Here is a 19,029-nt window from a genome sequence, read left to right on the forward strand (position 1 = left end):
TTCGTTTTTAACATATAATAATTAGACAAAAAAAGACAAAAAACATGTGGTTCTTCAATGTCTTTTGCCTATAATTATTCTATTATAATGAATACCATTTACCTCCAGAGGCTTTTTCAAGTCTATTCATAATAGCTGCACCTACTCCTTCTATTGAAGTAGTTGTTGCTAATATTACGGTAGCGGTAGTTTTATCACATGCTCTAAGTGCATTATATAAGGCCGCACCCATTTCTTCTTTACTTCCTGCTTCACCAATAGAGAAGTAAAAATCCACTTTAATTTCTTCAAAGTTCTCAGGTGCAAGTAGTGCTACACTATGTCCTTGTCTCTGTAAATGTAGAACAGCTTCGTTGACTTTCTCAACATCACAGTCTATTAAATACACGGGAGCATTTGGTGCATAATGCGTATATTTCATTCCCGGTGCCTTAGGCGTTGCGTCTAGCTTCTGTTCTATTTTAGTTGGTTGAATCACTGGACCAATCTTAGCCTCAAGCATTTCCTTCGTAATACCACCTGGACGTAAAATTACTGGAGGTTCATGTGTCACATCTAGTACAGTAGACTCAAGCCCTATGCCTGTAGAACCTCCATCTAAAATATAAGGTATGTACCCTTCTAAATCATCTAAAACATGAACGGCTTCTGTAGGACTGGGCTTTCCACTACGATTAGCGCTCGGTGCAGCAAGCGGTTTTTGGAGCTGTTGTAGTAAGGCAAGCGCTACTGGATGATCAGGCATTCGAATGCCTACTGTTGATAACCCAGCTGTGACACTTTTAGCTAATACATTTGGCTTCGCTGGCATCACCAGTGTTAATGGTCCTGGCCAAAATAAATCCATGCATTGTTTAGCTATGTCAGAAATATGGTCGATATAGATCGCTACTTCCTCTTTTGTACCAACGTGGACAATTAAAGGATTATCTGAAGGTCGACCTTTTGCTTCAAATATCTTTTTAACAGCCAGATCATTTGTGGCAATCGCTCCTAAGCCATAAACCGTCTCTGTGGGAAATGCCACTACCTCTCCTGCATTTAAGATATCCACAGCTTGTGTATAATTAATCTGACTATTCACATTACTGTCCACAACCTTACAAACAGTTTTCATGATTAATACCTACCTTCAATTATTCGTTTTCACTGAATTATCCACATATTGTTTATAACTTATTAAAAAATGTGTATAAGTTGTCTGAATTTGTGCACAATTCATTCAAAAAGTCCTTTAATCCATTCCCATATAAAGAATGTAACTTGTTCTTTTTCTTCTACTTCTACTTCTTCTTTTACCTCTTCTTTATCAGGTTCACAGATCGATGGGAAGATACTGCACCACCAGTTATCTCCGCGTGCATCACCAATTTTTACAACAATTGATTGATAGACATTTTGTGGATAAAGTACAGCATCTTGTCTTTTTGGTGGGAATAAATTATCCCCAACAACAACCTGTGTATCCAATTGTGGATAATTTTCGCTCAGTTCAGCTTCAATTTGTTGTTTTAACAAAAGAATTTGCTCATTCCCAGCAAATCCAGCGGTACCAACTTGTAAAAAGTATGGCTTCAAATCTTGAACAAGCTGCTGTTTCTCTAGCTGATCTTGTGCTGTATTACTGTTTGCAATAACACGTATACGAAAATCTTTTTCTTGCACATCATTGGAAGATTCCTTCGCCAAACCTACTAATGTTGGAATATATAAAACACATAACTGTAAAACAATCGCAATTAATACTAGTCTAGCAAAAGCTAGAAAGATATTTTGTTTAGGTAATCTAATAATCTTGTATTCGTTTAACATAAAAATCCCTCCTTGCTCAACATTGTTGGCAAGATCAAGAAACTTTATACATGTAGCTCACAAAAAATCATTCGAGGTTTACCATTAATATCTTTTTCTACTGAAACTGTTGCCTGTGGAAAACTATCTTGGAAGAATTTAGCTACTTTCTCCCCCTGTGTATAACCGATTTCTAATCCAATCAACGCTGGCCTATTCATATAAGCTGGTAATTGTTCAGCTAATTTTCTATATAAAATAAGACCATCCTCCTCGGCAAAGAGGGCACTATGCGGCTCATGCTCTAGCACAACGCTTGACATTGCTTGTGCCTCATCAAATGCAATATACGGCGGGTTCGATAAAACAATATCAAATTTTTCTCCTGCAAGTGGAGCAGCTAAATCTCCCAATCTAAAATCAATATCTGCTTCTAATTGCTTTGCATTTTTTTGAGCAGTTGCTAGTGCAGCTTCTGATAAATCGGTAGCTATGACCGTTAATGCTGGACATTCCAGCTTCATTGAAATAGCAATGGCTCCACTACCTGTACCGATATCAGCCAGCTTCAATGTTTGCTTTGTAAATATTTTAGGTAGTCGATTAATTGTTCCAAGCACCAATTCCTCTGTTTCAGTTCGTGGAATTAAGACAGATTCATCGACTAAGAATGAACGTCCATAAAACTCCTCATACCCAACACAATATTGGACAGGTCGACCATTGGCATGTTCTTCTATGAGCTCATTAAATTTCATTTGCTGCGCTGCTGTTAATTCATCTTGCAAATGCAACATAACTTCTCCATAACTAGTACCAAGCACATGTTGCATAACAATCCGCGCTGCTGTTTGTTCACAACCATTATCCACTAAAAAAGAAGAAGCCCACTCAAGGGCCTCCATCACATTTTTATAAGTCATCATTTAAACGCTCTAACTTCGATGCTTGTTCTTCTAAAATAAGAGCATCGATAATCTCGTCTAGTCTGCCTTCAACGATTTGATCTAGCTTTTGAATCGTTAAGCCGATACGGTGGTCGGTTACGCGGTTTTGTGGATAATTGTAAGTACGAATTCGCTCAGAGCGATCACCAGATCCAACAGCTGATTTACGCGTAGCATCAATCTCCTTTTGTGCTTCCTGCATATACATATCTGCAACACGAGCACGAAGAATTTTCATTGCTTTTTCACGGTTTTTAATTTGTGAACGTTCATCCTGCATCGAAACCACAACACCTGTCGGTAAATGGGTCATACGAACAGCAGACATCGTTGTATTTACAGATTGACCACCTGCACCAGATGATGCAAATGTATCTACACGGATATCTTTTTCATGGATTTCAACATCTACTTCCTCAACCTCAGGTAAGCAAGCAACTGTTGCTGTTGATGTATGAATTCGACCTTGTGATTCTGTAGCAGGGACACGTTGTACACGGTGTGCGCCATTTTCAAATTTGAATTTTGAATAGGCTCCTTGTCCATTAATCATAAAGATTACCTCTTTATAGCCGCCCATTGGGTTTGGTGTAGCTTCCATAATATCAATTTTCCAGCCTTGCGTTTCTGCATAGCGAGAATACATACGGAACAAGTCACCTGCAAAAATATTAGCCTCGTCACCACCAGCTGCCCCACGGATTTCCATAATAACGTTTTTATTATCATTCGGATCTTTTGGAATTAATAAAATACGTAATCGCTCTTCTAGCTCTTCCTGCTGTGCTTTTAAAAGGTTAAATTCTTCCTTTACCATTTCGTGCATATCAGGGTCTTTTTCGCTATCTAACATTTCTCGTGTATCTACTAGCTGTTCTTTCACACTTTTATATTCACGATAAGTATCTACTGTCTCTTGGATATCTGATTGTTCCTTAGAATATTCGCGTAATTTCTTACTATCATTAACAATATCCGGATCGCTCAAAAGCTCAGTAAGCCTTTCATAACGATCTTCCACTGCCTGTAATCGATCAAACATGGATTTCACCTCTATTTAGTTTTTTAAATTGCTCCTTTTTTACAGAGAAGCCGCTTTCATCAAAATTACGCTAAGGCGTAATGGTTTTTTCATTTCTTATTCCACTACTTAGTATAAGGAAATTTTCACATGTATGCTACTTTTTCTTAGCGCTGTAACAAAGCTACTTAGCTTTATAGCGGTGGATTTGCATGACATTTTCGGCAAACAGGATAATACGAATCATTGCCACCGATTTGAATTTGATCTCCTGTGTAAACTGGCTTTCCACTTTCATCTACGCGCAAATTCATGGTTGCTTTTTTATGACAGAACCAGCAAATTGTTTTCATTTCCTCAATTTTATCTGCATATGTAAGCATGTACTGGCTACCTTCAAATAGCTCATTTTGAAAATCATTTTTTAAACCAAAGCCCATTACGGGAATGTCCAATTTATCCACAATGTTAGCTAGCTGTAAAACATGTGCTTTTTTTAAAAATTGAACTTCATCCACAAGCACACAATAAGGTTTGACAGCATTAGTTTTCACTATTTCAAAAATATTTGTATCTTCATAAACAGGAATGGCTTGTTGTCGTAAACCTACTCGACTGGAAACAAAGCCCACCTCATCACGCGTATCTAGACCTGAAGTAAACATCATTACAGGTTTTTGTTGTTCTTCATAATTATGGGCAACTTTTAGAATTTCTATTGACTTCCCACTATTCATTGCACCATGTTTAAAATATAGCTGTGCCATTTTGTCTTCTCCCTTTCTTTGTGTCAATCTGGATTTTGAAAAGACTTGCATCAACGTGTATTATTTACTGAAAAAAATACCTGCCAAGCGCATGCTTGGCAGGTATTAAACTAACATTAGTTTTTAAGACCGTATTTTTTGTTGAAACGATCCACGCGACCATCAGCAGACGCGAATTTTTGACGGCCAGTGTAGAATGGGTGACATTCGTTGCAGAACTCGACAACGATGTTTTCTTTTACTGAACCAGTTTTGAAAGTGTTCCCACAAGAGCAAGTTACTGTTGCTTCTTTGTAGTCTGGATGAATTCCTTGTTTCATATTCGTTTTCTCCTCTCGCCCTGAACCATCTGGAACAGAGTATTATCGAACTGTACCTTACATAGCCCGAATATGTCGACTACAAAATTTGTGTCGAAGTGGAACGTCAGCTACATATGTACACGTTGCATACTTTTGAAGTATAGCATAGATATTTTATCATTTTCAAGTAAAAAATATTAAAAGTAAACCATCCCTAATACCTAACCGCGAACTTCACGATAATCATTGTCTACTAACCCAATTTTCTCATTTCGCTCTTTAAAGCGAATATTATGTGAAGATACATAGGCTACTTTCGGTGCATCTGGCTCCAAGTATAGTTTTGCACTATTTAATGCTAGTATTCCATCGGTAAATGCACCAGCTATTAATCTAACTTTACTAGGATGATCAATAAAATCACCAGCTCCATAGATACCTGCTACGTTCGTTTCCCGATTCTCATTAACAATCGCTACGCCATTCTGAATGTTTAATCCCCATTCTTCAAGCGCACCGTAATCACATTTTAAACCATGATTTACAATGACAGCATCTACCTTCACTCGTTCCATTTCATCGGTATCTTTATTGACAATAGATACATATTGAATTAAATCTCCGTCCCCATGCAATTGAACGACTTCATAGGGTGTTTTTACATGAACTGAGGATTCTTTCATACGTAAGACATTTTTTTCATGTCCACCAAAATCATCTCGACGATGAACAATCGTGACACTTGCGGCAATTGCCTCTAGCTCGTTTGCCCAATCAACCGCAGAATTACCACCACCTGAAATCAACACATGCTTGTCTCGGAAGATTTCTAATTCCTGAACTGTATAATGTAAATTCGTTACTTCGTAGCGATCCGCTCCTTCAATTTCAAGCTTTTGCATAGAAAGGACGCCATAGCCTACTGCTAAAATAACCGTTTTGGAATAATGTTTTTCTCCTGTAGAGGATGTTAAAATAAATGTTCCATCCTGTTGCTTATCTAATTTTTCCACTTTTTGATTTAAGACAATCGTTGGATCAAAGGTTTCAGCTTGCTCCACAAGTTGTTTAATAAGCTGACCACCTAAAATAGGTGTTACTCCACCTACATCCCATATCATTTTTTCAGGATATATTAGCATACGACCACCTAGCTGTGAGCTATACTCGATAATTTTCGTTTTTAAATCTCGCATTCCACTATAAAAGGCAGTATAAAGCCCTGCTGGACCACCACCAACAATTGTTACATCATATAGTTCCTCTGACATTTCCTCTTCTCCATCCCCTTCTAATCTATTCAAACGTAAATTGTTTGACAAGAATTAATCTAATAACCGTCTATTCTTTCCTCTCATGGCAATACTATTCACACACAAAGGAAAAAGTGCCATTTACTCTTTTAATCGTGCTAGTAAATACAAGAAATAAGGTGCTCCTAAAACTGCTACCACAATCCCTGCTGGAATTTCTGAAGGTTCTAAAATGGAACGACCGATTGTATCAGCCATTAACACTAAAAAACCTCCTAATAATGCTGCGGTTGGCAATAAAAACTGGTGTTTAGCCCCAACAAGCTGTCGAGCTAAGTGTGGCGCAACAAGGCCAACGAAACCAATTCCACCACTTACTGAAACACTAGCTCCAGCCAATCCAACAGCAGCAGCCAACAACCAGCGTCGCTCTTTTTCTATCGAGGCACCTAGTCCTACTGCTGTTAATTCACCTAAATTCAATATGTTTAATACACGTGATTTTGAATAGACGAATGGCAATAAGATAACTAACCATGGTAATAACGACAGAACAAATCTCCAATTTGAGCCCCAAATGCTACCTGCTAGCCATGTTGCTACAAATTGATAATTCTCTGGCGATAGACGTAGTGTTAGCACAATCATAGCCGAGCTAATCCCTGCTGCCACAGCTACCCCAGTTAAGATTAAACGCATTGGTGTAATCCCCTCATGGCGTCGATAAGAAAGTGAATAAATCAGTACAGCTGTCAAACCTGCTCCTACAAAAGCCAGTATAGGCAGTAAATAAACAGGTGCTGCTTTCGTAGTTGGAAAAAATGACACATAGAGCATAACCGCTAGTCCTGCTCCCGCATTAATCCCTAAGATTCCTGGGTCTGCTAAGGCATTTTTAGAAATGCCCTGTAAAATAGCGCCTGATATAGCTAACCCCATACCTACTAATACAGCAATCACAATTCTTGGAAGTCTGAATTCATATAAGATAAGCTGCTGTTGTGCATCACCTTGACCAAAAAGAGTCCGAAGAACCTCCATTGGTGTCAGTTTAATGACACCTGTATTCATACTTATGACAAAGGTAATAACGATTAACACAATGAGCGTAGCAAGAATGGAAAAATGTTTCCTTTTCGCCTTTAGCTGACTTGGTGTTAAATAGCTGTTACTCATAGTTCTTTCCCTCCTTTTCGCGCTAAATAAAGGAAGAATGGTACTCCAATAAAGGCTATGAGCGCACCAATGGGTGTTTCATAAGGTGGATTAATAACACGTGCTACTAAATCAGCTAACACAACAAGCAATGCTCCATATACCAAGGAACAAGCGATGATCCAGCGATAATCATGACCAACTATGTATCTGGTTAAATGAGGGATAATTAACCCTACAAAACCAACCGCACCGACAACAGAAACTGCTGCACCCGCTAGAACTAAAACAATGATCATTCCCCATACTTTTACCACAGCAGTACGTTGCCCTAGCCCAACTGCAATTTCTTCACCTAAGCTTAGTACGGTGATGGAACGCGATAGGATAAGAGCTCCTATCATCGCAACAAGTATCCATGGAGATAAGATTTGTAGATGGCTCCATTTTGTGCCTGAAACCCCTCCCGCATACCAAAATGCGAGGTCTTGTCCGATACGAAAATAAAGAGCAATTCCTTCTCCGAGCGCCCCAAGTAACGCACTAACAGCAGCTCCTGCTAAAACTAGTCGCATAGGTGTTAAGCCACCTTTAGAAAGCGAGCCAATACCATAAACGATGGCCACACCAAGACCTGCACCTACAAAGGACCATAAAATTAAATACATATAAGGCAACCCAGGGAAGAAGGCAAAACATACGGCTAACATAAAGGCAGCTCCTGAGTTCAAGCCTAATAACCCTGAGTCTGCTAAAGGGTTACGTGTCATCCCCTGCATAATCGCACCCGCTACCGCAAAGCTTGCACCGACTAATGCTGCTCCAAGTATCCGTGGTAAGCGAATATCATGGATAATTTGATGTGTTGTTAATTCTGGTGAAAAATGGGTAACAGCTGTCCAAACAGTACCCAATGAAATATCTGCTGCACCAAAAGAAATTGATAAGCCAATGGCAACTATTAATCCAATTACTCCTACGATTAAAGCCACTACTCCACGGATCGGATGAGATCGCTTCTGTAGCTCTTCTAAATCGTGGAGCTCTCCTACTCCTGTCGACGTAGTCATTTTATTTCCTCCTCATAACTTCCAACTAGCTTTTATTTTTTCATATCGTACAACTGATAAGATAGGCAGATTGGATTTTCACTATAGGGACATACAGCCATTTCTGCATCAATATTAAATACCCTTTGTAAATTTTCTTTTGTCATCACTTCTTTTGGACTGCCATTCACCATTAAATTGCCGTCTCTCATGGCCATCATAAAATGAGAGAACCGTGATGCATGATTTAAATCATGTAAAACCATGATAATTGTTCGTCCTTCTTCCTTATTTAGTTTTTGTAGCAACAATAAAATATCGAGCTGATGTGCTAAATCTAAATAAGTTGTTGGTTCATCCAGTACTAAAATATCCGTGCCTTGCGCCAATGCCATAGCAATCCATACTCTCTGACGCTGACCACCTGATAATGCTTCGATTGGTCGATCACTAAATTCTCTTAGTCCCGTAACATCAATAGCCCAATGGATATATTCATAGTCTTCCTTTTGCAATGTACCAAACCCTACTTGATGAGGAAAACGACCATAGGATACCAGTTCAAAAACCGTTAATCCTCCTGGTGCTGTTGCTGTTTGAGGTAAAATAGCCATTCTTTTGGCCACTTCTTTTGTTTTCAATTGATGTATAGCTTTGCCATCTAAATAGACAGCTCCATTTTGTGTGCGTAATACACGTGCTACAGCCTTTAATAAAGTAGACTTGCCACAACCATTTGGACCAATAATCGTGGAGATCTCCCCTTTCGGAATCTCCACACTTAAATCATTGACGATGAGCGCAGAAGAGTAACCAATCGCAACATGATCTATTTCAAGTACTGACATCTTTAACTTCCTTTCACTTTTGAGAATGCTTTTACTTTTAAATTTGTAAACCAAATTGGGCTGTATACAAGCCATAGTAAGCATTTTGGCGTTCCATTAATTGCTCATGTGTGCCTTCTTCAATAATGCCCTTTTTCGAAACCACAACAATTCTGTCTGCATCCTTAATCGTTGCTAAACGGTGGGCAATCACTAATGTAGTACGACCGATAGAAAGCTCGTTTAAGGCTTGCTGGATAGCTTGTTCTGTTTCTGTATCCAATGCAGATGTTGCTTCATCTAGTATTAAGATTTTTGGATTTTTCAAGAAAATACGCGCAATTGATAATCTTTGTTTTTGTCCACCTGATAATTTGACACCACGTTCACCTATGAGAGTATCCATGCCTTCTGGTAAAGCATTGATTACATCCGTCAGTTGTGCTCGTTGTGCGGCATACCAAATATCTTCTTCACTGGCATTTAAATCACCATAGGCAATGTTTTCACGAATGGAACCATCGAATAAAAAGACATCTTGCTGGACAATCCCGATATGCGAACGTAAAGATTGCAGTTTAAAGTCTCGTATATCAACACCATCAATCTTAATGGAACCCTCATTCACCTCATAAAAACGTGGCAATAGGCTACAGATCGTAGATTTCCCTGCACCAGAAGGTCCTACTAAGGCAACCGTTTCACCAGGACGTACCTTTAAATTAATTTGGTGTAAGGCACGATTATTGGCAGCGTAGCCAAACGATACATTAGAAAAAGTAATTTCACCATCAATTTCATCGATTGTTTTCGCTTCTGGACGGTCCGCAATTTCGGGCTCTGTTTCGAGGAATTCGATATAGCGTCTAAAACCTGCCATGCCCTTTGGATAGCTTTCTATAAACATATTGATTTTGTTAATTGGACCTAAGAGAATACCTGAAAGTAAAATAAATGCGATAAAATCGCCATTTGTTAAATGCCCATTTAATACAAAATAAGCCCCAACAAATAAAGTAAAGAGTGATAATACCTTCGTGAGTATGCCTGAAATAGCTTCATTCCAAGCCATTACTTTATAGGAAAACAGCTTTGTCATACGGAATCTTTCATTATTTACTTTAAAGCGTTTAATCTCATGATCTTCATTTGTAAAAGCTTGTACAACACGAATACCACTTACATTGTTTTCAACACGTGCATTGAAATCTGCAATATCTCCAAACATTTGACGGAATGCCTTGGACATTAATTTCCCGAAAATAATAGTTAAGAATAAGATAATCGGTACAAGCAAGAAAATAAGAATCGTAAAGGTTGGATCAATATAGTACATAACACCAAATGATCCAATAATCGTCATCGCTGCAATAAAGATATCCTCTGGACCATGGTGAGCAAGTTCACCAATATCCATCAAATCATTTGTTAAACGAGAAACAAGATGCCCTGTTTTGTTGTTATCAAAATATCTAAAGGATAGCTTTTGTACATGGCTGAAGGATTCTTTTCTCATATCCGTCTCAATATTAATGCCCAGCATATGTCCCCAATACGAAACAATAAAATGAAGAATGGAGTTAAAAATATATAATCCAAACAGCAATAAACTCGCCATAATAATCCACTTCAATTCCCCATCTGGCAGAATATCATCAATTACTTTATTTAAAACAATCGGAAACGCAAGCTCTATTAGTGCCACTAATATGGCACAGCTAAAATCTAAAATAAATAAGCCTTTATAGGGCTTATAATATGAAAAAAATCGCCGTAATAACATGGTGTAGCCTCCTATCGTGAACTCGTTTTACGTATCTATAAATGAGCTATCTACAATAGCTCTCCTGTTATCTCAGTTATTGTTGATGAGCCTTTGTAAATTCAACTATTTTGTCAGCTAGTTCTTCAGCTTGGTGTAAGCCAGAGAGCGGATCAGAAGCAAAATAATATTCAGATGGAAGCACTAATACTTGATTACTTTTAACGACATCTAAGTTTGTCCATGTTGCTGGCAACTGGCCATCTTTGTTAAAGAAATTAATCATGAAGTTATAGTCACCTACATAGTTACCTACTACCTCATAGGAAATCTCATAGCGTCCATTACTTGCTTCCTTTGTATCAAAAATCTCCTGCACCTTTTCTTGAGGTTTCATGCCCAAAATTTGATAGAGCGCTCTACCGCCCGATACACTTGATTGCCCTACAATCGTTGCATTTTTTTCAAACATTTCATAAATAGTAAATGTGGCTCCCTCTGGAATCACATCCATGATTTTTTCTTTAGCTTTTGCGATCCGATCTTCAAATTCTTTTGTAAAGGCCTTAGCCTCTTCTTGTCTTCCTAAGTAATTCCCCATTGCCTTAATCTCCTCAATCGCTGATTGATGTGCATCTTCAGCGAAGACAATTGTCGGGGCAATTTTTTCATATTTCGCTACATCCTCAATATTCCAAGTAATAATCAAGTCTGGCTTTAACTCTAAAACTTTTTCTAATGACACCTTACCATCTGTACCAATATTCGTAATTTCACCATCCTTATAGTGTTGCTTTAAGAAAGCAGCATAATCAAGGTTAGCCGTTACGCCTCCAACTGGTACAACATCTAACGCTAAAATTTGCCCCAGATACCAATCAGTTACGACTCTCTCTGCCTGCATTGGAATTTCTACTTCGCGTCCACTATCATCTGTTACGGTTCTAGTCTCTGCCTTCTCGGGCGAAGTTGGTTCATCAACCTTAGATTGGCTTGTCTCTTCATTACACGCTGCCAGTAAAACGAACAGGCTTAATAAAAAAGGTAGCTTTATATGGTGAATCCTCTTCTTCATCATGATTTCATTTTCTCCATTCTCAAATCGTTTTGCTTGCGCGAGCTGATTATTATTGTATTGAAAATGATTCTCATTTTTAATGGCAATTTCGGACATATTAGATGCATATTTCAGCCTAAAGATACTTGGAGCCAGTTTTGTTGCTTTTTTAAAAGCACGACTAAAATAATATTCATCTTCAAATCCAAGAGATATGGCAATTTCTTTTATGCCATATTGATTGGTTAATAAATACTGCTTAGCCTGCTCTATTCTCAATTGTTGTAAATATATTTGTGGACCTATTTCATAGCGAGCTTTAAAGATGCGTAATAAATGTCGTGTACTAATCTGAAGCATATCTGCTAATGTCTGGATAGATAATGGTTGATGAATGTGTTGCTTTATAAATAATCGTGCGGCTTCTGCCTTATCCATTTCATGTGGTTTCCCTTGTCCTTCTGCTAATTCTCGAAAGACATGATAGATAAGCTCATAGAAGGATGCCCTTACAGATAAATGCTCTTGTATAGAGCCAGATTGCCATTTGCCAAACATATCTTGAAGGATGTTGTGAATGACTATCGGATTTGCGGGTACACAAGAGAAATGTGTTTGGAATGGTTGATAGTGCATGTGCAAATGCTGCATAAAGGCGTCTTTGTATATGACATCTCCCTTATAGCTAATAAGAAAATAGCTTACACTCTGCTGTGCCCTAATGTGAAGACATTGAGATTTACCTATATGAAAAATACTGAAGCGCTGCACATGATAAGATTGATCGTCAATGACAATCTGTGCACCGCCTGCTGTGACAATAAGTAACGAGCTATATGTTAAAACCTTTGACACATGAATGTCTGATTTATTTATGTAATCGATTTGCTTCAACTGGATAAATGCATTTTGCCAAAGAAGCATATAGGCATCATAATTCATCTTCGTCTCCTTCAGAACATATTTACTTACCATTATATTGATAATGATTATCAATTTCAATACACATTTATAAAATAAACATATACAAAAAAAATCACCACTGACAATTTGTTTGTCAATGGTGATGCCATTTATAAAAGCCCCTTACCCTTTGTTGCTTTTTTCATATCTTCGTTTAGCTTTTCAAAAAATTCTTCATTTGATTTTGTTGTACGTATTTTTTTCAGGAAGCGCTCTGCAAAATCCGGTGCATCAGAAAACGTTTTACGAATTGCCCATAGCTTTTCAAGTTGTTCTGGCTCCAAAAGAAGCTCTTCTTTACGTGTACCCGAACGTCGAATGTCAAGCGCAGGGAATATACGGCGTTCTGCTAACTGACGATCAAGATGAAGCTCTAGATTCCCTGTTCCCTTAAATTCTTCATAGATAACTTCATCCATACGAGAACCTGTATCTACTAAAGCCGTCGCTAAAATTGTTAAACTACCGCCTTCTTCAATATTACGAGCCGAACCAAAGAAACGTTTCGGTCTATGGAATGCAGCAGGATCAATACCACCTGATAGTGTACGTCCACTTGGTGGAATTACTAAGTTATAAGCACGAGCTAAACGTGTAATAGAGTCCATTAAAATAATTACATCACGCTTATGTTCAACTAAACGTCGTGCGCGTTCTAATACTATTTCAGCCACTTTTACGTGGTTTTCAGGTACTTCATCAAATGTGGAGCTGACAACATCTGCATTGACAGAACGTTCAATATCTGTCACTTCCTCAGGTCGTTCATCAATCAGTAGGACAATTAACTCCGCTTGCGGATGATTGGTTGTAATAGCGTTCGCAATCTCTTTTAATAAAGACGTTTTCCCTGCCTTTGGCGGAGCTACAATTAATCCACGTTGTCCAAAGCCTACTGGTGCCACTAAATCCATTATACGTGTAGATAAATTGCGTTGTGTTGTTTCTAGTTTAATTTGTCTATTTGGATATAAAGGTGTTAGTGCTGGGAAATGAACTCGTTCTTTCGCTACTTCAGGATCTTCGCCATTGACAGCATCTACTTGTAATAGGCCATAATAGCGCTCATTTTCCTTCGGTGGACGCACCTTTCCTGACACCTTGTCCCCGTTACGCAAATCAAAGCGACGGATTTGGGATGCAGAAATATAAATATCTTCTTTACTTGGTGAGTAGTTGATTGGTCGAAGGAAGCCGAAGCCCTCTTGCGAAACAATTTCTAGTACGCCTTCCATAAAGAAATAGCCCTCTTGCTCTGAACGCGTTTTCAAAATAGCAAATATCAATTCTTTTTTCGTTAGCTTGCTATAATAAGAAATTTTATATTGGCGTGCAAGGGCGTAAAGCTCTTTTAACGTCATGTTTTCTAATTGAGCGATTGTCAATGCAGACATATGCACAACTCCAGTCTTTTTCAAAATATAATTCAATTTAAAGGGGTTATCATTGAAGTTTACGCTTGGCTCTGCTAACGCTTATATGGTTGCCTTTAATAATATCTATTGAAATACTTCCACCATATAACTAAACATTGCCTTAAAAATATGGGATGGTTATTTAAAGAAGAAGGTACCTAGCACAATAGATGTACTAGGTATATTTTAGAAGAAAATAACATTAATATCTAGGTTTTTTCTCAAGAGCGTGACGGCCTTCAACAAAGCGAACCGTACCAGATTTAGCACGCATAACTACTGAATGAGTTAAGGCATAAGCACCTTTATATTGAACACCCTTTAAAAGCTCACAATCTGTTACAGCTGTCGCTGCAAAAATAGCATCGTCACCTTTTACTAGGTCATCTAAATAAAGAACTTTTTCAACATCCACACCCATTTTTGTGCAGCGTTCTAATTGCTCTTCATCTTCTGGTACTAGTTTTGCTTGGAAGTCACCACCAAGGCATTTTAAAGCTACTGCTGCAATAACACCCTCAGGTGCACCGCCTGTTCCAAACATAATATCAATGCCTGTTTCATCAAAGGCCGTATTGATTGCTGCACCAACATCGCCATCTTGGATAAACTTAATACGTGCACCAGCCTCACGAATTTCATCAACAATCGCTTGGTGACGTGGTCGATCTAAAAGAGTAGCTACAACATCAGAAATATCTTTATTTTTAGCTTTTGCTACTTGTAATAAGTTATAAGTGACGGAAGCATTGATATCCACTTTGCCCGCCGCTTCCGGTCCTACAGCAATTTTCTCCATGTACATATCTGGTGCATTTAACAGATTCCCTTTATCTGCAATAGCAAGAACTGTCATAGCACCATTTGTACCTTTGGCTACAATATTTGTACCTTCTAAAGGATCCACTGCAATATCTACTTTAGGACCACCATTTCGTAAACCAAGTTCTTCACCAATATAAAGCATTGGTGCTTCATCCATTTCGCCTTCACCAATTACTACTGTAGCATGCATTGGAATTGTATCGAACATTTTGCGCATCGCTGTTGTTGCTGCATCATCTGCCTCAATTTTCAAACCGCGCCCCATCCATTTCCCGGATGCGATTGCTGCTGCTTCTGTTACTCGTACTACTTCCATCGATAAACTACGTTCCATTGTTGCTTTGCCTCCCGTTATCGGCACCTTTTCGTGCCAAAACATTCAAATTACCTCTATTGTAACATAATTGGTTGAAAACTTTTAGCTCTCATTATTCCTTTGTCTCAGCTACACGTGCCACAATTGTTTCACGTCGAATATCAGCGCCTAAATCACGTAATTTCTCAATAAGTGAGCTATAGCCACGTTCGATATGATAGATATCCTGAATCTCAGTTTCTCCTTCTGCTAAGAGTCCAGCTAACACTAAAGCTGCTCCAGCACGAAGATCTGTAGCTGTTACAGTTGAGCCATGTAATCTACTCGGCCCTTTAATAATTGCTGTGTTTCCTTCTACACGAGCATCTGCATTCATACGACGAAGCTCATCAATATGCTTGAAACGAGCTGTGTAAATAGTATCTGTTACTTTTGAGGAACCGAATGCTTGTGACATTAACACAGCAAGTGGTTGTTGAATATCCGTTGGGAATCCAGGGTATACCAATGTTTTGACATCCACTGCCTGTAATGTTGAGAGGTCTGTTTTTGGTACATAAATACTTTCTTCACCAATCTCAATTTTCACACCCATTTCACGAAGCTTGGCAATAACTGCTTCTAAATGCAGTGGAATAACGTTATCAATTGTTATACCATCACCGACTGCTGCAGCCATAATCAAAAATGTGGAAGCCTCAATGCGATCAGGTATAATCGTATGTTCAGTACCATGTAGCTCTTCTACTCCTTCGATACGAATAACACTTGTACCTGCACCTTTAATATTGGCACCCATATTTGTTAGAAGTGTCGCCACATCAATAATCTCAGGTTCTTTTGCAGCATTTTCAATGACAGTACGTCCCTTAGCAAGGACAGCAGCAAGCATGATATTAATAGTAGCCCCAACACTTGCCACATCTAAATAAATTTTTGCCCCAATCAACTCATCTGCACGTAAATAAATGGCTCCATGTTCATTAGTAATTTTGGCTCCTAAAGCCTCAAAGCCCTTTATATGTTGATCAATAGGTCGAGGTCCTAAAAAACAGCCTCCAGGTAAACCAATAACTGCTTTTTTGAAACGTCCAAGCATAGCACCCATTAAATAATAGGAAGCGCGTAACTTTTTAACGTTGCCGTTTGGTAAGGGCAATGCAATCATCTCTGTTGGATCGATTGTCATTTTCCCATTCTCAAATGAAACTTCCCCACCAATTTCCTCTAGTAGAGCCTTTAACGTCCAAGCATCTGAAATTTCGGGTATCCCTCCAATAGTCACTGGAGAGTTCGCCAAAATTGATGCAGGAATTAAGGCGACTGCACTATTTTTTGCACCACTAACTTTAATTGTACCTTGTAGACGATTTTCGCCAGTAATTTTATAAACATCCATTTTGCGTTCTCCCTCATGATTGGAAAGTAGTATTTTTGCAATTTGCACACTTTATAATCTTATTATTCGCCTTTTCTCTTATTCCAATCCGCTAAAAATCCTTCAATTCCTTTTTCAGTTAATGGATGGTGGAAAAGCTGCTTTAATACTTTAAACGGAGTAGTTGAGATATGTGCACCTGCTAAAGCTGCTGCTGTAACGTGTTGCGGGTGACGGACAGAGGCAGCAATAATTTGAGTATCGATATTATGGATTGTAAAAATATCTGCAATTGTTTCAATTAACTCAACACCATTTTGACCAATGTCATCTAAACGGCCGATAAATGGTGATACGTATGTAGCACCTGCACGCGCAGCCATTAATGCTTGGTTAGCACTAAAAATTAATGTCACGTTTGTTTTAATACCTTTGTTTGCAAAGAAACGACATGCCTCTAATCCAGCTGGTGTCATAGGAAGCTTTACGGTGATGTTTGGTGCAATCGCAGCTAATTCCAAACCTTCTTTAATCATACCTTCTGCATCAAGTGCAATAACTTCCCCACTTACAGAGCCATCAACAAGCTCAGCGATTTCGCGAAGACGATCATGGAAAGAAACATTCTCTTCTTTAGCCACTAACGATGGGTTTGTTGTCACTCCTGATAAAATACCCCATGCATGTGCCTCTTTAATCTCTTCAAAGTTTGCTGTATCAATGAAAAATTTCATATTATTTCCTCCTGATCATTTTTCTTATATTATTAAATATTTTCCAAAATTTCTTTATGTCAAAAACAAGAGAAGGTCGATTGAAAGCATCAACACTTCTCTTATTATGTGTATTTATCTATGCTTTTGTAACATATTAAATGCAAAAATTATGCTTTTTGTGCACTTCCAAATTCACGAATTTTACCAATAACCGTAGCTTTGATGGCTTCACGTGCTGGACCAAGGAATTTACGTGGGTCGTAAACAACTTTATCGTTGTCCAGAATTTCACGAATTACTTTTGTTGCTTCAATTTGATTTTCAGTATTGACGTTGATTTTAGCCGTACCTAATGAAATAGAACGTTGGATATCTTTTGTTGGGATACCAGTACCACCATGTAAAACAAGTGGAAGGTCTGCCAATTTAGAGATTTCCTCCATTTCTTTAAAGCCTAAGTTTGGCTCTCCTTTGTAAGGACCGTGTACAGAGCCAAGTGCTGGCGCTAAGCAGTCAATGTCAGTTAGTTCAACCATTTTGCGACACTCTTCTGGATCAGCGTAAATAATACCACCGATTACGCCATCTTCATCTCCACCAACAGTTCCTAATTCTGCTTCCACAGAAACGCCTTTAGCATGTGCGTATTCTACTACTTCTGAAGTAATTTTCACATTTTCCTCAAATGGGTGATGTGATGCATCAATCATCACGGAAGTAAAGCCTGCATCAATTGCTTCTTTACATTTTGCAAAGCTAGAACCATGGTCAAGGTGAATTGCTACAGGAACTGTCGTACCGTAAGATTCCATTAAACCTTTTACCATATGAACAACAGAAATAAATCCGCCCATATATTTACCTGCACCTTCAGAAACACCAAGAATCACTGGAGACTTTTCTTCTTCAGCTGCTTGTAAAATTGCTTGAGTCCATTCAAGGTTATTAATGTTGAATTGACCAACAGCATAACCTTCTGCTTTTGCTTTAATTAACATCTCTTTCATAGATACTAATGCCATACTAAAAATCCTCCTCATAGGACTATTCTTTCTACATAAACATGCTCCTCAATCATAGCAAAAATAATAGCCCCTGAAAAGCAGGGGCTATTATTTTCTACCCGAAAGCGGAGTGGAACGTAGCGGCAGGGGCTGACGAAGTGAAGTGGAACGCAACGAAGTCCTCTCCCCTGAAAAGCAGGGGCTATTATTTTCTACCCAAAAGCGGAGTGGAACGTAGCGGCAGGGGCTGACGAAGTGAAGTATAACGCAACGAAGTCCTCTCTCCTGAAAAGCAGGGGCTATTATTTTCTACCCGAAAGCGGAGTGGAACGTAGCGGCAGGGGTGACGAAGTGGAGTGTAACGTAACGAAGTCATAGCCCCTGAAAAGCAGGGGCTATTATTTTCTACCCGAAAGCGGAGTGGAACGTAGCGGCAGGGGCTGACGAAGTGAAGTGGAACGCAACGAAGTCCTCTCCCCTG

Annotated in this window: 17 protein-coding genes; all 17 read right to left on the reverse strand. The window is 38.7% G+C overall.

Going from position 1 to position 19,029, the window contains the following annotated elements:
• Positions 1 to 82: 82 nt before the first annotated feature.
• Positions 83 to 1,117, reverse strand: a complete 1,035-nt coding sequence (locus tag QH639_RS24980; RefSeq protein ID WP_281115406.1) for an L-threonylcarbamoyladenylate synthase — start codon at positions 1,115 to 1,117, stop codon at positions 83 to 85.
• A 101-nt stretch (positions 1,118 to 1,218) separates the two neighbouring features.
• The gene (locus QH639_RS24985; protein ID WP_237899252.1) at positions 1,219 to 1,812 is read right to left on the reverse strand and encodes a stage II sporulation protein R; all 594 of its coding nucleotides are present in this window, start codon (positions 1,810 to 1,812) and stop codon (positions 1,219 to 1,221) included.
• Positions 1,813 to 1,856: 44 nt separating this feature from the next.
• On the reverse strand, positions 1,857 to 2,717 hold the full coding sequence (prmC, locus tag QH639_RS24990; RefSeq protein ID WP_281115407.1) for a peptide chain release factor N(5)-glutamine methyltransferase: 861 nt from the start codon (positions 2,715 to 2,717) through the stop codon (positions 1,857 to 1,859).
• Positions 2,704 to 3,780: a peptide chain release factor 1 gene (gene prfA / locus QH639_RS24995; protein ID WP_004269459.1), complete on the reverse strand. Its 1,077-nt coding sequence runs from the start codon at positions 3,778 to 3,780 to the stop codon at positions 2,704 to 2,706. The genes prmC and prfA overlap by 14 nt, the downstream gene beginning before the upstream one ends.
• A 173-nt stretch (positions 3,781 to 3,953) precedes the next feature.
• Positions 3,954 to 4,526 (reverse strand): thymidine kinase, encoded by a 573-nt coding sequence (locus QH639_RS25000; protein WP_048395608.1) that lies wholly within the window; start codon positions 4,524 to 4,526, stop codon positions 3,954 to 3,956.
• A gap of 116 nt (positions 4,527 to 4,642) precedes the next feature.
• A complete protein-coding gene (gene rpmE / locus QH639_RS25005) occupies positions 4,643 to 4,846 on the reverse strand; it encodes a 50S ribosomal protein L31 (RefSeq protein WP_004269457.1) in 204 nt (67 codons plus the stop codon).
• Positions 4,847 to 5,049: 203 nt separating this feature from the next.
• Positions 5,050 to 6,099: an NAD(P)/FAD-dependent oxidoreductase gene (locus tag QH639_RS25010; protein ID WP_131520787.1), complete on the reverse strand. Its 1,050-nt coding sequence runs from the start codon at positions 6,097 to 6,099 to the stop codon at positions 5,050 to 5,052.
• A gap of 123 nt (positions 6,100 to 6,222) precedes the next feature.
• Positions 6,223 to 7,257: a FecCD family ABC transporter permease gene (locus QH639_RS25015; RefSeq protein ID WP_009371943.1), complete on the reverse strand. Its 1,035-nt coding sequence runs from the start codon at positions 7,255 to 7,257 to the stop codon at positions 6,223 to 6,225.
• Positions 7,254 to 8,306, reverse strand: coding sequence for a FecCD family ABC transporter permease (locus tag QH639_RS25020; protein ID WP_131520786.1), 1,053 nt, complete (start codon positions 8,304 to 8,306; stop codon positions 7,254 to 7,256). The genes QH639_RS25015 and QH639_RS25020 overlap by 4 nt, the downstream gene beginning before the upstream one ends.
• A gap of 32 nt (positions 8,307 to 8,338) precedes the next feature.
• Positions 8,339 to 9,133, reverse strand: coding sequence for an ABC transporter ATP-binding protein (locus QH639_RS25025; protein ID WP_048395606.1), 795 nt, complete (start codon positions 9,131 to 9,133; stop codon positions 8,339 to 8,341).
• A 37-nt stretch (positions 9,134 to 9,170) separates the two neighbouring features.
• Positions 9,171 to 10,895, reverse strand: a complete 1,725-nt coding sequence (locus tag QH639_RS25030; protein ID WP_281115408.1) for an ABC transporter ATP-binding protein — start codon at positions 10,893 to 10,895, stop codon at positions 9,171 to 9,173.
• 76 nt (positions 10,896 to 10,971) lie between these two features.
• On the reverse strand, positions 10,972 to 12,873 hold the full coding sequence (locus QH639_RS25035; RefSeq protein ID WP_281115409.1) for an AraC family transcriptional regulator: 1,902 nt from the start codon (positions 12,871 to 12,873) through the stop codon (positions 10,972 to 10,974).
• A 131-nt stretch (positions 12,874 to 13,004) separates the two neighbouring features.
• The gene (gene rho / locus QH639_RS25040; protein ID WP_016992739.1) at positions 13,005 to 14,288 is read right to left on the reverse strand and encodes a transcription termination factor Rho; all 1,284 of its coding nucleotides are present in this window, start codon (positions 14,286 to 14,288) and stop codon (positions 13,005 to 13,007) included.
• 223 nt (positions 14,289 to 14,511) lie between these two features.
• On the reverse strand, positions 14,512 to 15,468 hold the full coding sequence (glpX, locus tag QH639_RS25045; protein WP_004269449.1) for a class II fructose-bisphosphatase: 957 nt from the start codon (positions 15,466 to 15,468) through the stop codon (positions 14,512 to 14,514).
• A 94-nt stretch (positions 15,469 to 15,562) separates the two neighbouring features.
• Complete coding sequence (locus QH639_RS25050) at positions 15,563 to 16,849, reverse strand: UDP-N-acetylglucosamine 1-carboxyvinyltransferase (RefSeq protein ID WP_131520783.1); 1,287 nt, start codon at positions 16,847 to 16,849, stop codon at positions 15,563 to 15,565.
• A gap of 62 nt (positions 16,850 to 16,911) precedes the next feature.
• Complete coding sequence (fsa, locus tag QH639_RS25055) at positions 16,912 to 17,562, reverse strand: fructose-6-phosphate aldolase (protein ID WP_004269447.1); 651 nt, start codon at positions 17,560 to 17,562, stop codon at positions 16,912 to 16,914.
• A 149-nt stretch (positions 17,563 to 17,711) separates the two neighbouring features.
• Positions 17,712 to 18,566, reverse strand: coding sequence for a class II fructose-bisphosphate aldolase (locus QH639_RS25060; RefSeq protein ID WP_004269446.1), 855 nt, complete (start codon positions 18,564 to 18,566; stop codon positions 17,712 to 17,714).
• Between the last annotated feature and the right edge of the window lie 463 nt (positions 18,567 to 19,029).

This window comes from Lysinibacillus sp. 1 U-2021 (genome assembly GCF_029916965.1).
In the GTDB taxonomy this organism is placed as follows: Bacteria; Bacillota; Bacilli; order Bacillales_A; family Planococcaceae; genus Lysinibacillus; species Lysinibacillus capsici.